Here is a 20,102-nt window from a genome sequence, read left to right on the forward strand (position 1 = left end):
ATGACCTCCTCCGACGCCCCCTCCCCCGGCGCGGCCCCGGCCGGCGAGGCGCCCGCCGTCCGGCTCGACCACATCAGCAAGAACTACGGCGGTTCCTACGCGGTGCAGGACCTCTCCCTGGACATCGCACCCGGCGAGTTCTTCTCCCTGCTGGGCCCGTCCGGCTGCGGCAAGACCACCTCGCTGCGGATGATCGGCGGCTTCACCGACCCCACCGCGGGCACCATCCTGCTCAGCGGGGAGGACGTGACCGCGCTCCCGCCGGACAAGCGCAGCGTCAATACGGTCTTCCAGAGCTACGCCCTCTTCGACCACCTCTCGGTGGCCGACAATGTGGCCTTCGGCCTCAAGCGCAAGGGCGTCGGCCGGGCCGAGATCCGCGAACGGGTCGGCACCATGCTCGACCGGGTGCAGCTCGGCGGTCTCGGCGACCGCAAGCCCGGCACGCTCTCCGGCGGGCAGCGGCAGCGCGTGGCGCTGGCCCGTGCCCTGGTCAACCGGCCCCAGGTGCTGCTGCTCGACGAGCCGCTGGCGGCGCTCGACCTCAAGCTCCGGCGGCGGATGCAGGTGGAGCTCAAGCAGATCCAGCGCGAGGTCGGCATCACCTTCGTCTTCGTCACCCATGACCAGGACGAGGCGCTGACCATGTCGGACCGGGTGGCGGTGATGAACGAGGGCCATGTCGAACAGTGCGGGACCCCGGAGGACGTCTACGAACGCCCCGCGAGCCGTTTCGTGGCGTCCTTCATGGGGACCTCCAACCTGGTCCCCGGCACCTACCGCGACGGGCGGGTCGTCCTCGACTGCGGCCCGGCGCTGCCGGTCGGCGACCGCCACGGCATCGCCGACGGCAGCAGCGTCAGCCTGTCGATCCGGCCCGAGAAGATCTGGCTCTCCGACTTCGAACCGGGCATGGCGCTGGTGCAGGGCGTGGTCCGGGAGACCGTCTACTCCGGCCCCACCACCACCTACCTGATCGAACTCGCCCCCGGCGTCACCGTCTCCGTACTGGAGCAGAACACCGACCGCTCGCGCATGGAGGACCGCTGGAGCGGCGGCGAGAGCGTGGAGATCGGCTGGAAGCCCGAGCACTGCCTGGTCCTGGACTAGGGCGTGTCCGCAAAGTCCCGTCGTCCGCCCGGAGCGCGAGCCAGGCGGGACTTCGCGGACACGCCTTAGGGCGTCTCCGCCCCGGCACCGATCCCCGACCGGGCACTGGTGTGCCCCCAGCCGCCCGCCGACAGCAAAGGAAACGCTCCCCCATGAACCACGATGTGATCGTGCTCGGTGCCGGGCTCGCCGGCCTCGCCGCGGCGCGGGACCTGAGCGCGGCCGGCGCCGACGTCCTCGTCCTCGAAGCCCGCGACCGGGTCGGCGGACGCGTCGAGCAGGCCGTGCTGCCCGACGGCCGGCTGGTCCAGCTCGGCGGAGAGGTGGTCGGCCGGGCCCACACCGCCTACCTCGACCTCGCCGCCGAGCTCGGCCTGACCCTGATTCCCAGTTATGTCGCCGAGCCCGGACGGATGGCACGGGCCACCGCGGAAGGGGTCTCGGCCGGCGACCCGCCGCACTGGTTCGGCCCCGGCGACGAGGCCTGCCACCGGAAGGTCACCGACGCCTTCGTCGCGCTGGCCCGGACCGTCGACCCCGAGGACCCGTGGTCCCATCCGCATGCGGCGACCCTCGACCGCCTGTCCGTCGGTGCCTGGCTGCGCGGCGAAGGCGCGAGCCCGGCCGTCGTACGGCTCTGGGAGATCGGCCAACTCGCCCTGGCCAGCGGTTCCTACGAGCGCACCTCCCTGCTCGCCGCGCTGCGCAAGCACGCCGCGGTCCCCGGGGACGACCCCTACGCCTACGAGGACTGGGAGGGCCTGCGCGTCGCCGAGGGCTCGGCGACGGTGGCGCTGCGCATGGCCGCCGAGCTCGGCCGGCGCATCCGGCTCGAAGCGGTCGTCGAGGAGGTGGCGGTGCGACCGGGCGGCTGCCGCGTACGGCTGGCGACCGGGGAGGTCCTGACGGCGGATGCCGTGGTCAGCGCCCTGCCGGTCGGTCCGCTGCGCTCGGTCGCGCTCACCGGCGTCTCCGAGGCCCGGCTCGCCTCGCTGCACCGCCAGCGGCAGGCCGTCGCGGCCAAGTTCGCCGCGGCCTACGACAAGCCCTTCTGGCGCAGCCTCGACCTCAACGGTCTCTCCGAATGCGAGGGCGTGCTCGGCAGCACCTGGCCGCAGAGCGAGGGCATCCTCTCCGCACTGATCCCTCCGGAGCGCTACGGCGTCCTGCTGGGCATGCCCGCCCCGGTCCGGGACCACGAGCTGCTCGCGGACGTGGCCCGGCTCTACGGCGCCGAGGCCTTCCAGCCGTTCACGTCGTATCTGCGGCTGTGGGGCACCGATCCCTGGACCCAGGGGTACGTCACCCAGTGGAACCCCGGCGACGTCATGGCGGTCGGCCCGCTGCACGGCTCGCACGAACCGCCCTTCTACGTCTGCGGATCCGACCAGTGGGTCGCGGGCTATATGGAGGGCGCGGTGCGCACCGGCCGCGACGCGGCGCGGGAGGTGCTCCGTCATGGCTGAGCACACCCACCCCGCCCCGGTCCGCAATCACCTCGCGGGGACGGACCGCCCGGCGGCCTCCGGCGCGACGATGGACCTGGTGAACCCCGCCACCGGCGAGGTGCACCGCAGTGCCCCGCGCTCCGGCCCGGCCGACACCGACGCGGCCTGCGCCGCCGCGGAGAGCGCCCTCGTCCGCTGGTCGGCGACACCCCCGCCGAACGGCAGCAGGCGCTGCTGCGGATCGCCGACGCGGTCGAGGCGCACGCCGACGCCCTGGTGGCCGCCGAGGTCGGGGACACCGGCAAACCGCCGGAGCAGTTCCGCATCGAGGAACTGCCCGCCGTCATCGACACGTTCCGCTATTTCGCGGGGGCGGCGCGCAATCTTCCCGGGGCGGCCGCCGCCGAGTACACCGAGGGCCGCACCTCCGTGCTGCGCCGCGAACCGGTCGGCGTCTGCGCCCAGATCACCCCCTGGAACTACCCGCTGATGATGGCCGCGTGGAAGATCGCCCCGGCGCTCGCGGCGGGCAACACCACCGTCCTCAAGCCCGCCGACACCACCCCCGCCTCCGCCGCGCTGCTCGCCCGGATCGCCGCCGAGCAGTTGCCGTCCGGCGTGCTCAACGTGCTCTGCGGGGACCGCGACACCGGGCGGTCCCTGACCACGCACCCGGTGCCCCGGCTCGTCGCCGTCACCGGCAGCGTCCGGGCCGGGCGGGAGATCGCCGCCACCGCCGCGGCGGACCTGAAACGGGTGCACCTGGAGCTGGGCGGCAACGCGCCGGTCCTCGTCCATGAGGACGTGGACGTCGAAGCCACCGCGGCCGAACTCGCGGTCGTGGCGTACTACAACGCCGGCCAGGACTGCACCGCGCCCACCCGCTTTCTGGTGCACCACCGCCGCTACGACGCCTTCGTGACCGCGTTCGCGGCGGCCGCGCACCGACTGCGGACCGGGCCGCCCGACGATCCGGCCGCCGACTACGGTCCGCTCAACAGCGCTGCCCAACTCGCCTCCGTACAGGGCTTGTTGAGCCGTCTGCCCGACCACGCCGAGGTGGTGACGGGGGGTACGGCGCCGGAGCGCCCCGGCTGGTTCCACTCCCCCACGGTCGTCGCCGGGGTGCGCCAGGGCGACGAGATCGTGCAGGAGGAGATCTTCGGCCCGGTCGTCACCGTGCAGCCCTTCACCGACGAGGCCGAGGCGCTCCGGCTGGCGAACGGGGTCCGGTTCGGGCTGGCGGCGAGCGTGTGGACCCACGACCATGCGCGCGCCATGCGGGCCACCCGTGCGCTGCACACCGGGATCGTCTGGGTGAACACCCATGGCACGACGGTGTCGGAGATGCCGCACGGCGGGGTCAAGCACTCCGGCTACGGCAGCGATCTGTCCCTCGCGGGCCTGTTGGACTACACCCAGGTCAAGCACGTCATGCTGTGAGGCGGCTGCCGGGCGGAGGCCGGGACGGAGCCGGCAGGGCGGCCCGCGGCGCTCAGGTGTCCGCGGTGCCGGGCTCCGTCCCGGTGTCGCGGGCGGCGGCGTGTTCCGTGCCCTGAGCGCCGGTCAGGTCCCGGGCCAGCGCGACGCGGGAGAGCAGCATGGCGCCCCACAGAACCAGCGCGATGCCCAGGCACTCGGGCAGCAGCCACCAGCCGGTCCGCACCCGTTCGTCGAAGAGGGTGACGCCCAGCGACAGGCTCACCAGCGCGTCCCCGAGGGTGAGGACCGGCTGCGAGGCGGTCAGCGGGCCCGACTGCATGGCGTTCTCCAGCAGGAAGAGGGCCATCACCCCTACGGCGGCGAAGCCGTAGGTCTGCCAGGTGGTGAAGAACGCGACGGGGCCGCCGGTCTGCCAGGCGTGGGTGGCGTCCTTCATCAGCGCCGCGGTGAGCGCGTAGGCGACCGCGGTGGCCCCGGCGAAGCAGGCCGCCCGTACGCCGCCCGCTCCCCGGCGGAGCGCCGCACCGACCGCCGCGGCGATCACCACCGCGCAGACCACGAGGGCCGGGACCCAGCGGCCGAACGGGGCGTGGGTGGTGCCGATGGTGGGCGCGGCGGCCGCGAGGGCACAGCCGAGTCCGACGACCAGCAGTACCACGCCGGTCCAGCCCGAGCGGGAGATCCGTCCGCCGAGGATGACCCGTCCGAAGAGCAGGGCGAGGGGCAGTTCGAGGACGAAGAGGGGCTGTACCACCGACAGCGCCCCTTGTGAGAGCGCCAGCGCCTGGAAGCAGGCCGCGGCGATGACCGCGAGCATCCCGCCGAGCCAGACGGCACGGTGCAGGAGATCGACGAGCAGACCGAGGCGCAGCCCGGCGGACAGCGGGACCGTACGGGCCGCGCGGCGCTGCAGCACCGTGGCCAGCGCATTGCTGGCCGCCGCGAGCAGTGCGAACAGTACGGCCATGCGCCCACCTCCTCGTCGGCCGCTCCGGCACCGGGGGGGCCGGCCGCCGGTGGCCGGGCGGTGCGGGGCGGCGCTGTACGGGGGCGACGCTATCCGCCGGGCGCCCGGACGGCCCGGCGACACGGGCTCCGGAGGGCCGCATTCGATGAGCCGGAGGGTCGCCTCCGGGGCGGCGGGCGCTGTGTCCGGGGCAGCGAGGTGTCAGGCCGGGGCGGCCAGGACGTCGGATCCGAACCGGCGGGGGCGTCGGGCCCGGGAAGGTGCCGGGAGGGCGTCACGGAGCGGCGAAGAGTGCCGCTTCCGGAGTGGCAGATCTTGCCGCCGCGGCGCCTGATCCGCAGGTCACAGCGGTGGCGCGGGCGGCGGCAGGTGGCGCAATACTGCGGCAACACCACGGGCCGGATCCCCTCGGTATGGTCCGTCGCATGCCAGCCGAACGCACCCGCCAGCACACGACACCGGTCGCCGCGGCCCGCCGCCGCCGGCTCCGCGCGGACCGCGCCCGGCAGCTCGCCGACCTGCTGCGGCACCAGGTGCTCGGGGGCCGCTTCCCTGAGGGTGTGCTGCCGCACGAGGAGGTGATCGGCGCCGACTACGGCGTCTCCCGCAACACCGTCCGCCAGGCCCTCGACCTGCTGCGCGCCGAACAGCTCGTGGCGCGCCAGCCGGGTGTGGGCACGGTGGTGGTGGGCCACAAGTACCCGCATGCGCTCGACCGGTTGATGGGTCTGGCCGAGACCCTGCACTCGCACGGGCGGGTCACCAACGAGGTGCGCACCATCAGCCCGGTCGCCGCACCGGCCCCGGTGGCGGACCGGCTGCGGCTCCCCCCGCGCAGCGATGTGCTCTATGTGGAACGGCTGCGCAGGCTCGACGGCCTGCCCCTCTCCCTGGACCTCACCTACCTCCCGATGGACATCGGACTGCCCCTGCTCGACGCCGATCTGGAGAACAACGACGTGTTCCGGCTGATCGAGGAGAGCGCCGGACAGCCGCTGGGCACCGCGGAGATCACCCTGGAGGCCGTCAACGCCGATGCGCACTCGGCCGCCGTACTGGAGGCGCCGCGCGGCACGGCCGTGCTGATGCTCGAACGCCTCACCCATCTCGCCGACGGCTCCCCCGTGGACCTGGAGTTCATCCGCTTCCGCGGCGACCGCCTCACCATGCGGGGCCTGCTGCACCGCACGCTCTGAGCCCCTCGCCCGCACCTGCCCGCCTCCCGACCGCTTCCCCTGCCCCGCCCTGCCCTGGAGACCGCCATGCCTCTTGCGCCCCAACGCGCCGACGTGCCCGTGACCATCGACGAGTCCCGGTGCATCGACGGCTGCACCCTGTGCGTCGACATGTGCCCGCTGGACTCGCTCGCCATCGATCCGGCGAGCAACAAGGCGTACATGCACGTCGACGAGTGCTGGTACTGCGGGCCGTGCGCCGCGCGCTGTCCCACCGGTGCGGTCACGGTGAACATGCCCTATTTGTTGCGATGAGAGGCCCCCGTTCATGAGCTCCCGATCCACGGGCTCCCCGTTCCTGCCGCCGTCCCCCTTCCTGCGTCCGTCCGCCCCTTCGCCCGCCGCACCGCGCTCCACGCGCCGCCGGGCGCTCGCCGCGGCGCTCCCCGCCGCCCTGCTGGCGTCCTCGCTCAGCGGCTGCGGCACCACCGCGGACGCCTCGGACGGCAGGACCGTCACCGTGACCGTCGGCTACCAGTCCAAGACCATCAACACCGTCACCGCCGGTACCCTGCTGCGCTCGCTGGGCGTCTTCGAACGGGCGCTGCGCGCCCAGGGCAAGCGTGACGGGAAGACGTACAAGGTGCGCTGGCAGGACTACGCGACGGGCGCGCCGATCACCGCGCAGATGATCGCCGGGAAGGTCGACATCGGCTCGATGGGCGACTTCCCGCTGCTCATCAACGCCGCCCGCGGCAGCCGGCTGCACGCCCCGACCCGGCTGGTCTCGGTCACCGGCTACAACCTGCGCGGGGCGCTCAACACCGTCGTCACCCGGCCCGGTTCGCGGCTCCGCTCGCTGGCGGACCTGCGCGGCAAGAAGGTCTCCAGCAGCGTCGGCTCGGCCTCCGACGGCACGCTCGTACGGGCCCTGCAGCAGGCCGGGATCGACCCGGAAGCCGACATCCACAAGCTGAACCAGCAGCCGGCCGTGGGGGCTTCGGCCCTCCAGTCGGGCGGCGCGGACGCCCTCTCCCAGTTCGTGGCCTGGCCGGGGCTGCTCGCCTTCCAGGGCAAGGCGCAGGCCCTCTACGACGGGGGCGCGCTCGGCCTGCCCACCTTTCACGGTGTAACCGTACGGGACGCCTTCGCCACGCGGCGCCCCGCCGTGATACGGGCGTTCCTCACCGCACAGCGGGAGGCGACGCGGTATCTGCGGACCCACCCGGTCGAGGCCGCCCAGCAGGTCGCCGGGGCCACCGGGCTGCCGCCCGAGGTGGTCTACCTCTACAACGGCGCCGGCGGCCTCGCCACCTTCGATCCCACCCTCAAGCCCCGGCTGATCGCCGCGCTGAAGAAGGACGTGACGGTCCTGCGCGCGGCCAGGCTGACCGGACCGGTCGACGTCGACTCCTTTGTCGATGACCACTACGTGAAGCAGAGTTACGGCAGCGGGTACGCCAAGGCCCGGCGCGACACCGCGCACCCGTCGCCCGACGAGGTCTGGCTGCACGGCGAGGACCGTACCCACTCCTTCACCCGCCCCGAGGCCCTGCTGCGGTTCGCCGCCGGCCATCGCGACACGGTGCGGGCCGCCTATGTGGCCGACACGACCACCGGCACCCGCTGGTTCGCGGACAAGTCGGTCTGGGTCCAGGACGGCGCACGGCTGCTGCCCTTCGCCGCCCGCGCCACCGCAGACGCCTGGCTGCGGCACCACCGTGGTGCGCGCACCCTCGGCTACCCGGCCGCGCTGGAGCGGGCCCGGTGAGCGCGCCCACCCTCACGGCGGCCGGTACCGGGCGGGCCGCCCCGCGCCGCCGGGCCTGGACCCGCCGGGCCCGGCGCACCGCGGCGGTCCTCGCGGCGCTCGCGGTATGGCAGGTGCTCGCCCAGTTCCGGGTGAACCTGTGGCTGCGGTTCTCCCAGTTCCCGACCGTCACCGAGACGGCCCAGGAGTTCGCCCGCCGGCTCGGCACGGCCGCCTACTGGCAGGACGTCTCCGACAGCGTGGTCCGGATCGTCGGCGGCTTCGCCCTCGCGGCCGTCCTCGGCGTCGCCGTCGGCACCGCCCTCGCCCGCTCCCCGCTCGCCGCCGATCTCCTCGGTCCGCTGCTCGAAGTGCTGCGCCCGGTACCGGCGATCGCGCTGGTGCCCGTGGCGATCCTGCTGTTCCCCAGCAACGAACAGGGCATCGTCTTCATCACGTGCACCGCGGCGTTCTTCCCGGTCACGGTCTCCACCCGGCACGCGGTACGGGCCCTGACGCCCGTCTGGGAGGAGGCGGTGCGCACCATGGGCGGGGGCCGGTGGCGGGTGCTGCGGTCGGTGGTGCTGCCGGGGGCACTGCCGGGCATCCTGGGCGGGCTCTCGGTGGGCATCGGTGTCTCGTGGATCTGTGTGATCTCCGCCGAGATGATCTCCGGCGAGTACGGCGTGGGCTACCGGACCTGGCAGGACTACACCGTCGTCGACTATCCAGGGGTGTTCGTCGGCATGGCCACCATCGGCCTGCTCGGCCGGCTCACCTCCACGGCGGTGGAACTGCTGGGGCGGCGGTTGACCCGCTGGCTGCCGCGGACCGCGCAGGACGCACCCGCGTCCCCGGCCGGCCGCGGCCGGTGGCGGACGGGCCGGACGGCGATCGGGGAGTCCTCATGACCGGTACCGGGATCACGGCGGCGGCCCCGGCGCGGGAACCCGCCCCGGGCCTGCGGCTGACGCTCGGCGGGGCCGTGCTGGGCCGGCCCGGCGCCCCCGTTCTGGAGGGCCTGGACCTCGATGTCGCGCCGGGTGAGATCCTCACCGTCGTCGGACCGTCCGGCTGCGGCAAGTCCACCCTGCTGCGCACCCTGGCGGGCCTGCTGCCGCTGCTCGACGGCCGGCTGACCCAGGACGGCGAGCCGGCCGAGGGACCCGCCGCCGACCGTGCGCTGGTCTTCCAGGAGGATGCGCTGCTGCCCTGGCGCACCCTGCGGGCCAATGTGGAACTCCCGCTGGCCATCCGGGGCGTGGGCCGCGCGGAGCGCCGGGGGCGGGCGGACGAGTGGCTGGCCCGGGTCGGACTGGCCGGGCACGCCGCACGCCTGCCGCACCAGGTCTCCGGCGGCCAGCGGCAGCGCGCCCAGCTGGCCCGCGCACTGGCCGGGCGGCCGCGGGCGGTCCTGATGGACGAACCGTTCGGGGCGCTGGACGCACAGACCCGGGCCGGCATGCAGCAGTTGCTGGTGGACGTGCTGCGCGGCACCGGCGCCACCGTCGTCTTCGTCACCCATGACGTGGACGAGGCGCTGTTCCTGGGCGACCGGGTCGCGTTGCCGGGCACCGGCCGGTTGCTGGACGTCCCGCGGCCGCGCGCCCGTGCGGCGCACGCCGAACCGGCGACGGTCGCGCTGCGCCGCGAGGTCCTCGCCTCCCTGGGCGACCGGCCCGGCCCCTGACCGGGCCGGTCGCCCGCGCCCCGGCGCCCCGACCACCACGACCGAAGTGACCGATGTGACCGGCGCGTCGTACGACGTGACCCGGCGACCGAAAGGCACCGCCATGCCGCAAGGCACCGCCCTGGGAACCCCGGAAGCCATGGAGATCCCCTCCCTCGACGCCGCCGAGGAGCTGTCCTGCGACGTCCTCGTGATCGGCGGCGGCACCGCCGGGACCATGGCGGCACTCACCGCCGCCGAACACGGCGCCTCCGTCCTGCTGTTGGAGAAGGCGCATGTCCGCCACTCCGGCGCGCTCGCCATGGGCATGGACGGGGTCAACAACGCCGTCGTCCCGGGCCGCGCGGAACCCGACGACTACGTCGCCGAGATCACCCGCGCCAATGACGGCATCGTCGACCAGTCCACCGTCCGCCAGACCGCGACCCGCGGTTTCGCGATGGTGCAGCGGCTGGAGTCCTACGGCGTGAAGTTCGAGAAGGACGAGCACGGCGAGTACGCGGTCCGCCAGGTGCACCGCTCCGGCTCGTACGTGCTGCCGATGCCGGAGGGCAAGGACGTCAAGAAGGTCCTCTACCGGCAGTTGCGCCGCCGGGAGATGCGCGAGCGGATCCGCATCGAGAACCGTGTGATGCCGGTGCGGGTGCTGACCTCCGGCGGCCGGGCGGTCGGCGCGGCGGGCTTCCACACCCGTACCGGGCGGTTCGTCACGGTCCGGGCCGGGGCGGTGATCCTCGCCACCGGCGCCTGCGGCCGCCTCGGTCTGCCGGCCTCCGGCTATCTCTACGGCACCTACGAGAACCCCACCAACGCGGGCGACGGCTACGCCATGGCCTACCACGCGGGCGCCGAACTGACCGGCATCGAGTGCTTCCAGATCAATCCGCTGATCAAGGACTACAACGGCCCGGCCTGCGCCTATGTCGCCAACCCCTTCGGCGGCTACCAGGTCAACCGGCACGGCGAGCGGTTCGTGGAGTCCGACTACTGGTCGGGGCAGATGATGGCGGAGTTCGCGTCCGAGGTCGCCTCCCCGCGCGGTCCGGTCTACCTGAAGCTGAGTCACCTCCCGGAGGAGTCCGTCTCCGCGCTGGAGACCATCCTGCACACCACCGAGCGTCCCACCCGCGGCACCTTCCACGCCGGGCGCGGCCACGACTACCGCACCCACGACATCGAGATGCACATCTCCGAGATCGGCCTGTGCGGCGGGCACTCGGCGTCCGGCGTACGCGTCGACGACCACGCCCGCACCACCGTGCCGGGTCTGTACGCGGCAGGCGACCTGGCCTGCGTCCCGCACAACTACATGATCGGCGCGTTCGTCTTCGGCGATCTGGCGGGCGCGGACGCGGCGCGGTACCGGGCGTACGAGGGCGAGTTGCCCGCCGACCAGCTGCGGGCCGCCCACGAGCTGGTCTACCGGCCGCTCGGCCATCCCGACGGCCCGCCGCAGCCCCAGGTCGAGTACAAGCTCCGCCGCTTCGTCAACGACTACGTCGCCCCGCCCAAGAGCGGCGCCCGCCTGTCGCTGGCCGTCGAGCACTTCGAGCGGATGCACGCCGATATCGCCGGCATGGGCGCCCGTACCCCGCACGAGCTGATGCGCTGCGCCGAGGTCGGTTTCATCCGCGACTGCGCCGAGATGGCCGCCCGGTCGTCGCTGGCCCGCACCGAGTCCCGCTGGGGTCTCTACCACGAGCGCACGGACCACCCGCAGAGCAACGACGAGGACTGGCTGCACCACCTCGATCTGCGCAAATCGGCCACCGGAGCGATGGAGTTCACGGCCCGCCCGGTGGCGCCGTACCTCGTCCCGGTCGACGCGTACACCCCCGTGGGCGGCGCCCCCCGGTTCCTCGGCGAGGTCCACCCGGAGCAGGTCGCCACGGCGGGGCGGAGCGACACGCCGCCGGTGGGGTCCACGGGCGGCGGCGCGGAGGGGGCAGGAGCCGAGGCGGCGGGCGAGGCGGTGCCGGGCGCCGGCACCGCGGCCGGCAACGGCCCCGGCGCCTCCCCCCGCATCCTCGAACTCCTCGCCCTCGCCGAGGACCAGCCGGACCTCGGCACGCTGCGCCCCTACCTCACCGACCCCGACCCGGCCGTCCGCCGTGCCGCCGTCGACGCGCTCACCGAGAGCGTCCCGTCCGGCACGGGCGGGGCCCTGGCCACCGCCCTCGCCGATCCCGACCCGGCCGTACGCGCCGCCGCCGGTGCCTCGCTACGGGAACTGGTCGAGGTCCTGACGCCGGAACCCGGCCTGCGCCCGCCGCTGGTCACCGCCCTGCACGGCCCCGACGCCGTGGTCCGCTCGGCGGCCGTGGAGGTGCTGCGCGCGCTCCGCCTCGGCGACCGCGCCCTCTTCGCCGCCGCACTCGGCGACCCGGCCGTGGAGGTGCGGCTCCAGGCCGTCCGCGCTCTGGTCTCCGTCGATGCTCCCGACGCTCTGCGCGGTGCCGCCACCGACCCCTCCCGCGAGGTCCGGGTGGCCGCCGCGCACGGCCTCGGCACGGTCGGCGGCCCCGGCGACCTGGCGCTGCTGCTGCGCGACGAGGACCTCCTCGTACGGGCCGCGGCGCTCGCGGCGCTGGCCACCACCGGCTGCCCGCCGCCGTACGACGCGGCGGCCGTCGCGGCGCTCGGCGACCCGGCCTGGCAGGTCCGGGCCGGTGCCGCCACGGCCCTGGCGGCCGCCGAGCCCGAGCTCGCCGTGTCCGCGCTGCGCTCCGCGCTCCGCGACGGGCACGCGGACGTCCGCAAGGCCGGGGTTCTCGCGCTGCGTGCGTACTCCGGCCGCGAGGACGCCCGCCGGGCCCGGGCCACGGTCGCGGACGATCCGGACGCCGATGTCCGCGCCTACGCCCGGCTCGCGTCGAAGGAGTGACCCCCGTCCGGGCCGCCCGGGGCCGCCGCTGACCGAAGGCTGCGGGCGGAGGGGACCGGTCGGGCGGGCCGCCGGCATCGCCCGACCACCGAAGCACGCTGTATAAATCTCTGCAAAACAGGCATATTCCTGCTACCCGACATGGATGGCTGGTCAGGAATCCCTATGCCCTCTTTCTCCCCGCGTTGGCCCCGATACGTTGAGTTCGCCCCGAGCGTCCTGGTTGCCGGAGGGCTCGTCTGGGACGCGTTCTCGCCGGCGGACTACTGGGGCGACCCGATGCTGACGGCGGCCAGCGTGACGGCCGGCGCCCTGCTCTCCCTGCGGCACACCCTGGCGATCGGCGCCGCCATCGTCGTGGGCGTCTTCGCGCTGACGGTGAAGGACGGCACCGCCGACAGCCTCGAAGGCCATCTGGAGCTCATCAACACCCTCTTCGCCGCACTGATGGGCATCGGGGTCAATCGGGTGATCGCCCGCCACGGACGCCATCTGGACGTCGTCCGTTCGGTGGCGGAGGCCGCCCAGCGCGCCGTGCTGCCGGCCCCGCCGGAACGTATCGGCCGGCTGGCCATCGCCGCCCGCTACCAGGCCGCGCAGAGCGAGGCCCGGATCGGCGGTGACGCCTACGCCGTGCAGCGGACCCCGTTCGGCGTGCGGCTGATGATCGCCGATGTGCGGGGCAAGGGCCTCGGGGCGGTGAGCGCGGTCTCGGTGCTGCTGGGTGCGTTCCGCGAGGCCGCCGAGCAGGAGCCCGACCTGAGGGCGCTGGCCGACCGGATGGAGCACGCGCTGCTGCGGGAGAGCGAGCACACCTCGGAGGAGAACCGCCTCGAAGGCTTCATCACGGCCCTGATCTGCGAAGTCCTTCCCGGGGCCACGGGCCTGCGGTTGCTGAACTGCGGCCACCCCGCGCCCTACCTCTGCCATGACGACGAGGTGCGCGCCCTGGAGGTCCGCGATCCGGGCCTCCCGCTGGGGATGGGCGCCCTGGGCGCGGCACGGACCGGGCCCACCGACTGGCCGTTCCCGGCGGGCAGCACCCTGTTGCTGGTGACCGACGGGGTGACGGAGGCCAGGGACCACGCCGGAACGTTCTACGACCCCGCGACGCAACTGGCGGAGCACGGCCCGTTCCGGGAGCCCCGGGAGCTGATCGACCGCTTGGCCGCGGACGTCGAGGACTGGACCGGCGGGCCGCGCGACGACGATATGGCCGTCCTCGCGATCACCCGGCAGGTGCCGGGCCGCGGGAGGCTCATCCCAGGAGGGAGCAGCGCCGAACGCTGAGCCGAGGCCGCCCGTACGGCCGGCGAACCCCTGCGGCGGCGGCGCGCCGGTACTGCCAGGTTGACCCTTTCGTGGCGCTTTCGGATTTTCCTCGTGTGCTGCCGAAGATCCGGAAGGTGAGATGAGAAGATCAGTCAGAGCATCAGCATCCGCACCGAGCGATTCGTCGCTCCCGCGCAGATCGGAGTTGATGTGTCCGACAACAGATCAACCCTGCTGAGTCAGCGCGCCGCCGTCATCTTCCTGCTCGGCGCCCTCACCGCTATCGGCGCCGGTGTCCTCACGTTCATCAACGGCGGCACTCCGGCTTCCGCAACCCTCGTCGGCGGCGCCGCCTTCGGTGCCGCCGTCACCTTCTTCCATACGGTCATCGACTGAGACCCCACCGCGGCACTCCCGCTCCCGGCCCCTCGGCCCATCGGCCCCCCGGGACAGGACGGCTGGTACGGTCCCGATCCGCTCCCACCCCCGAACGGACCGGCACCACACTTCCACGACGGACGCAATCCGCACAGACCGCCATGGTCACCGTGAGCACACCGGCGCCCTCGCAGCGCTCACGGCGGCCAAAACCGGAATTCGCGCCCCCGCATGCGGTGCGCTCCCGCACCTCAGGTGCCAAACTTGAGTCACCGCGCCCGGCCGCCGGCCGGGGCCCTTGTCGCCGAGGGGAACAACATGACCTGGGCATCTTGGACCACAGTCGGGATCCACGCCCTCCCCGGCGCGGTTCGCACCGCGGAGATCGGCGTGATCAACGGTGACCTGACCATCCATACGACCTGGTCGGACGACCTGGCGCATGTAGCTGTGCAGTACACCGGAGCCACGGACTGGTACACCATGGCGGGCAGCCCCGTCCCGTGCCATTCCGAAGAAGCCAGCCGCTCCTTCCACCAGGCCGTCGTCGAAGCCGCACGCGGCGGCGAACGGGCCGAGGCCTCCCTCGAGGAGCTCTTTCACACGTAGCCCGGCGGCCCGGTTCGTCCGTCGGGCCGACGGCCCGGCCGGTCGGCGCGCCGGCGCCATGATCCCCTGCCTCCGCGCGCCCCTCTCCGTACGCGGCCGGTGACGGCAGGCAGTCGGGCGCGCGCACCCCGGCGCCATGCAGCCAGGCGCATACCCCCGCCTCCATGGCGCCCCCCGGCCTCCCGGCTCACCACGACTTCCGGAGCCGCTCCACCCCCGGGCCGCCGCCCGCCACCGTCGGATTTCCGACGCCCCGGCTTTCCGTCGCCGCGGGGGCGGACGACGCCGCCCCGATAACGGTTCACGATTCCGCTCGACTCCGAGCAACCAATTCACGCCACTCCATGTCTCTTCCCATGGAGCACTGTTGGTCACCTTGCGGCTACCTAAAGCTGACCAATTGTTAAATTTCGACCAGGAATCTCGAATCCTGATCATTCCTCTTTACATGCCCATGCCAGACATACCAGGGTTTGCGCGGGGCCCCACGGCCCCCGTGGTGCACAACAGCACCGCGCGTACGGGCGGTTGGCGTGCCGACCGCCCCCGCAGCGCTAAGGACCCACCGCAGTGCGTAGACCCCACATACGCGGACACCGCCTGGCCATCGCCGTCGCAGTCACGACGGCTGCAACATTCACCGCGGGAGTGGCGGGCACTGCCTCCGCCAGCTCCACGGCCTCGCCGGTCGCTGCTACCTCCGCCTCAACTCGCGCCCCTCAGAAGGTCGTTGACGCGGCACTCGCCGCCGTCCATGCGCACGCATCGGCCACCGGAGTCGGCAAGAAGGACACCCTCAAGGCCACGGACGCGCTCGTCGATCCGGACGGCCGACAGCATGTCCGCTTTGTTCGCACGCACCGCGGACTGCCGGTGCTCGGTGGCGACCTCGTCGTCCACCTGACCGCCAAGTCGGCGTACGAGAGCGTGACCCGGGCCTACCGTCACCAGGTCGACGTGCCCGACACGGACCCGAAGCTGTCGGCCTCGGAGGCCCGGACGAAGGCCGCCGCCGTCGCGAAGGGCCGGGCCGGTGACGCCGAACTGGTCGTGGACGCCCGTGAGAACCGGACCACGCTGGCCTACCGGGTGCAGGTGGCCGACAGCCGTACCGCCGAGGCCGGCGGCGCCCGTACGGTCGTCCTCGACGCGGCCTCCGGCGCGGTGCTCAGCAACTCCCCGGTCGACGACTCCTTCCTGTCGCCCGCCGTCCAGGCCAAGCTGCGTGCCCGGGGCGAGCGGCTCGACCCCGCGACCGGATCGCTCACCCCCTCCCCGGCCGCCACGGCCGAGGCGGCCGGAACCGCCGGGTTCCCGTCGGCGGCCACCGGCTCCGGTGCGTCCTTCTTCGTCGGCACCGTGCCGCTGTCCACCACCCGGACCGCGAAGAAGTCCTTCACCCTCAAGGACTCCACCCGCGGGAACACCGAGACCCGGGACGCCGGCGACAAGGAGCTGGAGAAGTTCGCCGACGGCAAGGCGTTCACCAGCACCACCAACCGCTGGGGCAACGGCACCACGAACAGCCGGGCGACCGCCGCCGTCGACGCCCAGTACGGCATCACCAGCACCCTGGACTTCTACAAGAAGACCTTCGGCCGCAAGGGCATCAAGAACGACGGCCGCGGGGCACACGCCCTGGTGCACTTCGGCAAGAAGGTCGGCAACGCCTACTGGTCCTCGGACTGCGGCTGCATGCTCTACGGCGACGGCGACGGCAAGACGTTCGCCAAGCCCCTGGTCGTGCTGGACGTCACCGGTCATGAGCTCTCCCACGGCGTCGTCGACGCGACGGCCAACCTCCAGCCCACCCGGGTCGACGCCGAGGGGAACCAGTTCGGCGAGCCCGGCTCCCTGAACGAGTCGCTGGCGGACATCTTCGGCAGCGCGGTCGAGTTCTCGACCAACAACCCGAAGAACCCGCCGAACTACCTGATGGGCGAGAAGCTCGGCCTCGACCAGAAGTTCCTGCGCCGTCTGGACAAGCCGTCCCTCGACAAGCTCGAAGGCACGGTCGACTACTGGTCGAAGGCGTCCTACGACACCGAGGTGCACGCCGGTTCCGGTGTCTCCTCGCACGCCTACTACCTCCTGGCCGAGGGCAGCGGCAAGAAGACCATCGGTGGCGTCGCCTACGACTCCCCCACCTTCAAGGGGTCGAAGGTGACCGGCATCGGCCGGAACAAGGCCACGGCGATCTTCTACCGGGCGCTCACCCGGTACATGGTCTCCACGACCGACTTCCATGACGCCCGGACCGCGACGCTGCACGCGGCCAAGGACCTGTACGGCGCCAAGAGCACGGAGTACAAGGCCGTGGACAAGGCCTGGGCCGCCGTGAACGTGACGGCCGCCAACACGCCGAACCAGCACTGATCCGACCCGGACCAAAGCCGGTGTGGTGCCCCCGCGGCTCGCGGGGGCACCACATGCGTCCCACCCGCGGCCCGGCCCGCGGGTTGCTCCGTGGTTCTCGACGGCACGGCCGACGGGAGCCTACGTTGAGACCATGATCAGCGAGCGCACGAGCGGCACGCGGCGGCCCGGCTATCCGGTGGCGGCGGGCGTGTTCGCGATCGGCATGGCCGGCACCACGCTGCCCACCCCGCTCTACGGGCTCTACCGCGAACAGCTCGGGTTCTCCGAGCTGGTGGTGACCGTGGTCTTCGCCGTGTACGCCCTCGGCGTCATCACGGTTCTCCTCCTCGCCGGCAACTTCTCCGACCAAGTGGGCCGGCGCCCCGTGTTGTTCTGCGCGCTGGGGCTGTCGGCGGCGAGCGCGCTGTGCTTCATCTTCGAGGGCGGGCTCCCGATGCTGCTCCTGGGGCGGGTGCTCTCCGGCTTCGCCGCCGGGCTGTTCAGCGGCGCCGCCACGGCGTCCGTGCTGGAACTCGCGAAGCCGGGCCAGGAGACACGGGCGGGATTCGCCGCCACCGCCGCGAACATGGGCGGGCTCGGCTGCGGCCCGTTGCTGTCGGGCCTGCTGGCCCAGTACGCGCCGTGGCCGTTGACCCTGCCGTTCCTGGTGCACCTGCTGCTGGTGGCGGGGGCGGCCGTGGCGACCTGGCGCCTGCCGGAGACCGTCGTGCATCCGCACCGCCCGCACACGCTGCGGCCCCAGGGTCTTCGGCTGCCGCCCGAAGTGCACGGCGTCTTCACCCCGTCGGCCGTCGCCGCCTTCGCCGGTTTCTCCCTGCTGGGGCTCTTCACCGCGGTGGCACCGAGCTTCGTCGGCCAGACCCTGGGCGTGCACAATCTGGCCGTCGCCGGGCTCATCGTCTTCACGGTGTTCCTCGGGTCGACCGCGGGACAGTCCTTGACGGAACGGATCGGGGTGCGCAGGGCCCTGCCGGGCGGCTGCCTGGTGCTGGTGGTGGGCCTCCTCCTCGTCGCCACCTCGCTGGCCGTGACCTCGCTGCCGGTGCTGGTCATCGGTGCGGTGTGCGGCGGTGTCGGCCAGGGCCTGGCGTTCCGCGCCGGCCTGACCGCCGTGGGCCGCGCGGCACCGCCCGAGCACCGGGGCGGCACCATCTCGGCCTTCTTCCTCGTCGCCTACCTGGGCATCTCGCTGCCGGTCGTCGGCGTCGGAGCGCTCACGCTGGTACTCGGCCTGCGCGGTGCGGGCCTGACCTTCTCCGCCTGTGTCATCGCGCTCACCGTCACCGTCGGCCTCTACGTCCTGCGCCACCCGCCGACGGCCGCCGACTGACCGCCCCGCCCGGCTCCCGGCCCGCCCGGGTCTCTCACCGCCTCAGGCGGTACCGGCAGGCCGCGCCGCGCCGACGTCCGGCGTGAGCCGCACCCGCAGCCGCGCCGGCCCCCGGGTGAACACTCCCTCGTCGGTGGGCGCCGCATCGTCCGCGAAGCCCATGGCGGGGAAGGCGTCGAGCAGTTGGTTGGCCCCGAGCTCGATCTCGGTCTTGGCCAGGAGCGCGCCGACACAGAAGTGCCGGCCCAGGGAGAAGGCCACATGGTCGGCGGCGGCGCTGAAGGCCGTGGCGGTGGTGAGGTCGGTGCGGAAGAGGTCGAAGGCGTCGGGCCGCGCGTAGTGGCGCTCGTCGCGGTTCGCGGAGCCGATGAGACAGGTGACCGTGGCGCCCGCGGGGACCGTACCGCCGCTCAGGGCGACCTCGGCGGCGGGCTGACGCATGATCATCTGTACCGGCGGGGTGTAGCGCAGGGTCTCGGCGAAGGCCGCGGGGATCAGCGACCGGTCGGCACGGACAGCGGCCAACTGGTCCGGGTGGGCCAGCAGGTTGCGGAACAGCGCGGCGAGCGCCTTGTCCGTGGTCTCGCCCCCGGCGGCCAGCAGCAGGCTGACGAACGAGGTGATGTCCTGATCGGTCATCCGGGTGCCCTCGATCTCCGCGGTGCACAGGGTGGAGAGCAGGTCGTCGCCGGGCGCGGCACGCCGTGCGTTGAGGACCGGCCGCAGGTAGGCGGCGAGTTCCTCACCCGCGCGCCGCCCGGCGGCCGCGACCTCGGGGTCCTGGGCCAGGTTGGACAGGAATGCGACGGCGGAGGCGTACCAGCCGTGGAAGCGGTCGTGGTCGGCCCGGTCGAGGCCGAGCATGTCGACGATCACGTTGATGGGGAAGCGGGTGGCGAACTGCCCCACCAGATCGGCTTCCGCATCGTCGCGGAAGACGTCGATCAGCTCCCGCGCGTTCCGCTCGATGACCGGCAGGAACTTCTCCCGCAGCTCCCGGCCGCGGAAGGCGGGGGCCACCAGGGCGCGGCGTACGGAGTGTTCACGACCGCTCATCTGCGGGAGCGTCCGGCCGCCGTGCGCCGGTTCGAGCTGCCACGCATAGTTGTCGGTGGTGAACACCGGCTCGCGGAAGGCCCGTGCCACGTCCTCGTACCGCGAGAGCAGATAGCTGTCGGTGCCCTTGTCGTAGAAGACCGGGTAGTGCTCGCGCAGGACGCGGTACGCGGGGTAGGGGTCGGCCGCGAACGCGGGTGACAGGATGTCGGGCGGCTGCGGGAGAGCGGTCACCAGCGTCCTCGGCTTCCCTCGGTGGCATCGGACTCGGACCTCGGTGCACGGCCGGCTTGTGACGCTAGGGCACCGCGTCTGGCCCGTCCAGAGCGCCTCGTGGCGAGACCGGCGCACGGCGACTGCGGGGCGCCCCGCGCACGGACGACAATGCCCGGGGCGCACGCGAATGCCCGGGGCGCACGCGTCGACCGCGCCGCTGCGGCCTGTCGCCGGAGGCCGCGTGGGCGGGCGCCGGGTGGCCGGAATGCACCGTGCGGCGGGCCATCACCCGGACGGCCGCCCGCCTTCACTCCGCTGCCTCCCACGACACGCTCTTCCGGCCGAGGCCGTCAACGCTGGGATCCGGCAGTCCCCGATCCAGCAGCCCCGCCGTC

The 20,102-nt window shown here is 73.2% G+C and carries 15 protein-coding genes and 1 pseudogene; 14 read left to right on the forward strand and 2 right to left on the reverse strand.

The features are described 5' to 3' along the window. The 3 genes and pseudogenes from Scani_RS10490 (at nt 1) to Scani_RS10500 (ending at nt 4,001) form a co-directional block, all read left to right on the forward strand. Nucleotides 1-1,110 carry an ABC transporter ATP-binding protein gene (locus tag Scani_RS10490; RefSeq protein ID WP_159472774.1) on the forward strand — a complete coding sequence of 370 codons (1,110 nt, stop codon included), beginning with the start codon at nt 1-3 and terminating at the stop codon, nt 1,108-1,110. 152 nt (nt 1,111-1,262) lie between these two features. After that, entirely contained in the window at nt 1,263-2,576 is a 1,314-nt protein-coding gene (locus Scani_RS10495; protein ID WP_159472777.1) for a flavin monoamine oxidase family protein, read from the forward strand. After that, nucleotides 2,569-4,001: pseudogene (locus Scani_RS10500) on the forward strand (aminobutyraldehyde dehydrogenase). Before Scani_RS10495 ends, Scani_RS10500 begins: the two are co-directional and overlap by 8 nt. 52 nt (nt 4,002-4,053) lie before the next feature. Here the strand turns inward: Scani_RS10500 and Scani_RS10505 are convergent. Then, nucleotides 4,054-4,968, reverse strand: a complete 915-nt coding sequence (locus Scani_RS10505) for a DMT family transporter (protein ID WP_159472780.1) — start codon at nt 4,966-4,968, stop codon at nt 4,054-4,056. Nucleotides 4,969-5,393: 425 nt separating this feature from the next. Here Scani_RS10505 and Scani_RS10510 point away from each other — a divergent pair, with 425 nt between their 5' ends. The 11 genes from Scani_RS10510 to Scani_RS10560 all read left to right on the forward strand — a co-directional run bounded on the left by Scani_RS10510 (nt 5,394) and on the right by Scani_RS10560 (nt 18,435). Beyond that, on the forward strand, nt 5,394-6,164 hold the full coding sequence (locus Scani_RS10510) for a GntR family transcriptional regulator (protein WP_174872664.1): 771 nt from the start codon (nt 5,394-5,396) through the stop codon (nt 6,162-6,164). Between the two features lie 66 nt (nt 6,165-6,230). Further along, complete coding sequence (locus Scani_RS10515; protein WP_159472786.1) at nt 6,231-6,458, forward strand: 4Fe-4S dicluster domain-containing protein; 228 nt, start codon at nt 6,231-6,233, stop codon at nt 6,456-6,458. A gap of 13 nt (nt 6,459-6,471) precedes the next feature. Then, entirely contained in the window at nt 6,472-7,914 is a 1,443-nt protein-coding gene (locus tag Scani_RS10520; RefSeq protein ID WP_159472789.1) for an ABC transporter substrate-binding protein, read from the forward strand. Then, complete coding sequence (locus Scani_RS10525; RefSeq protein WP_174872665.1) at nt 7,911-8,804, forward strand: ABC transporter permease; 894 nt, start codon at nt 7,911-7,913, stop codon at nt 8,802-8,804. Before Scani_RS10520 ends, Scani_RS10525 begins: the two co-directional genes overlap by 4 nt. Then, the gene (locus Scani_RS10530; protein ID WP_159472792.1) at nt 8,801-9,583 is read left to right on the forward strand and encodes an ABC transporter ATP-binding protein; all 783 of its coding nucleotides are present in this window, start codon (nt 8,801-8,803) and stop codon (nt 9,581-9,583) included. Before Scani_RS10525 ends, Scani_RS10530 begins: the two co-directional genes overlap by 4 nt. A gap of 139 nt (nt 9,584-9,722) precedes the next feature. Then, a complete protein-coding gene (locus tag Scani_RS10535) occupies nt 9,723-12,467 on the forward strand; it encodes a fumarate reductase/succinate dehydrogenase flavoprotein subunit (RefSeq protein ID WP_159475701.1) in 2,745 nt (914 codons plus the stop codon). Between the two features lie 165 nt (nt 12,468-12,632). Next, nucleotides 12,633-13,757, forward strand: coding sequence for a PP2C family protein-serine/threonine phosphatase (locus tag Scani_RS10540; RefSeq protein ID WP_159472795.1), 1,125 nt, complete (start codon nt 12,633-12,635; stop codon nt 13,755-13,757). 192 nt (nt 13,758-13,949) lie between these two features. After that, nucleotides 13,950-14,135 carry a hypothetical protein gene (locus Scani_RS10545; protein ID WP_246295687.1) on the forward strand — a complete coding sequence of 62 codons (186 nt, stop codon included), beginning with the start codon at nt 13,950-13,952 and terminating at the stop codon, nt 14,133-14,135. A gap of 300 nt (nt 14,136-14,435) precedes the next feature. Continuing rightward, nucleotides 14,436-14,726 (forward strand): hypothetical protein, encoded by a 291-nt coding sequence (locus tag Scani_RS10550; RefSeq protein WP_159472798.1) that lies wholly within the window; start codon nt 14,436-14,438, stop codon nt 14,724-14,726. Nucleotides 14,727-15,296: 570 nt separating this feature from the next. Continuing rightward, nucleotides 15,297-17,102: a M4 family metallopeptidase gene (locus Scani_RS10555; RefSeq protein WP_159472801.1), complete on the forward strand. Its 1,806-nt coding sequence runs from the start codon at nt 15,297-15,299 to the stop codon at nt 17,100-17,102. A 133-nt stretch (nt 17,103-17,235) separates the two neighbouring features. Next, nucleotides 17,236-18,435: an MFS transporter gene (locus tag Scani_RS10560; RefSeq protein WP_159472804.1), complete on the forward strand. Its 1,200-nt coding sequence runs from the start codon at nt 17,236-17,238 to the stop codon at nt 18,433-18,435. Between the two features lie 42 nt (nt 18,436-18,477). Here the strand turns inward: Scani_RS10560 and Scani_RS10565 are convergent, their stop codons facing one another. Next, nucleotides 18,478-19,725, reverse strand: a complete 1,248-nt coding sequence (locus Scani_RS10565; protein ID WP_159472807.1) for a cytochrome P450 — start codon at nt 19,723-19,725, stop codon at nt 18,478-18,480. Between the last annotated feature and the right edge of the window lie 377 nt (nt 19,726-20,102).

This window comes from Streptomyces caniferus, assembly GCF_009811555.1.
GTDB lineage: Bacteria > Actinomycetota > Actinomycetes > Streptomycetales > Streptomycetaceae > Streptomyces > Streptomyces caniferus.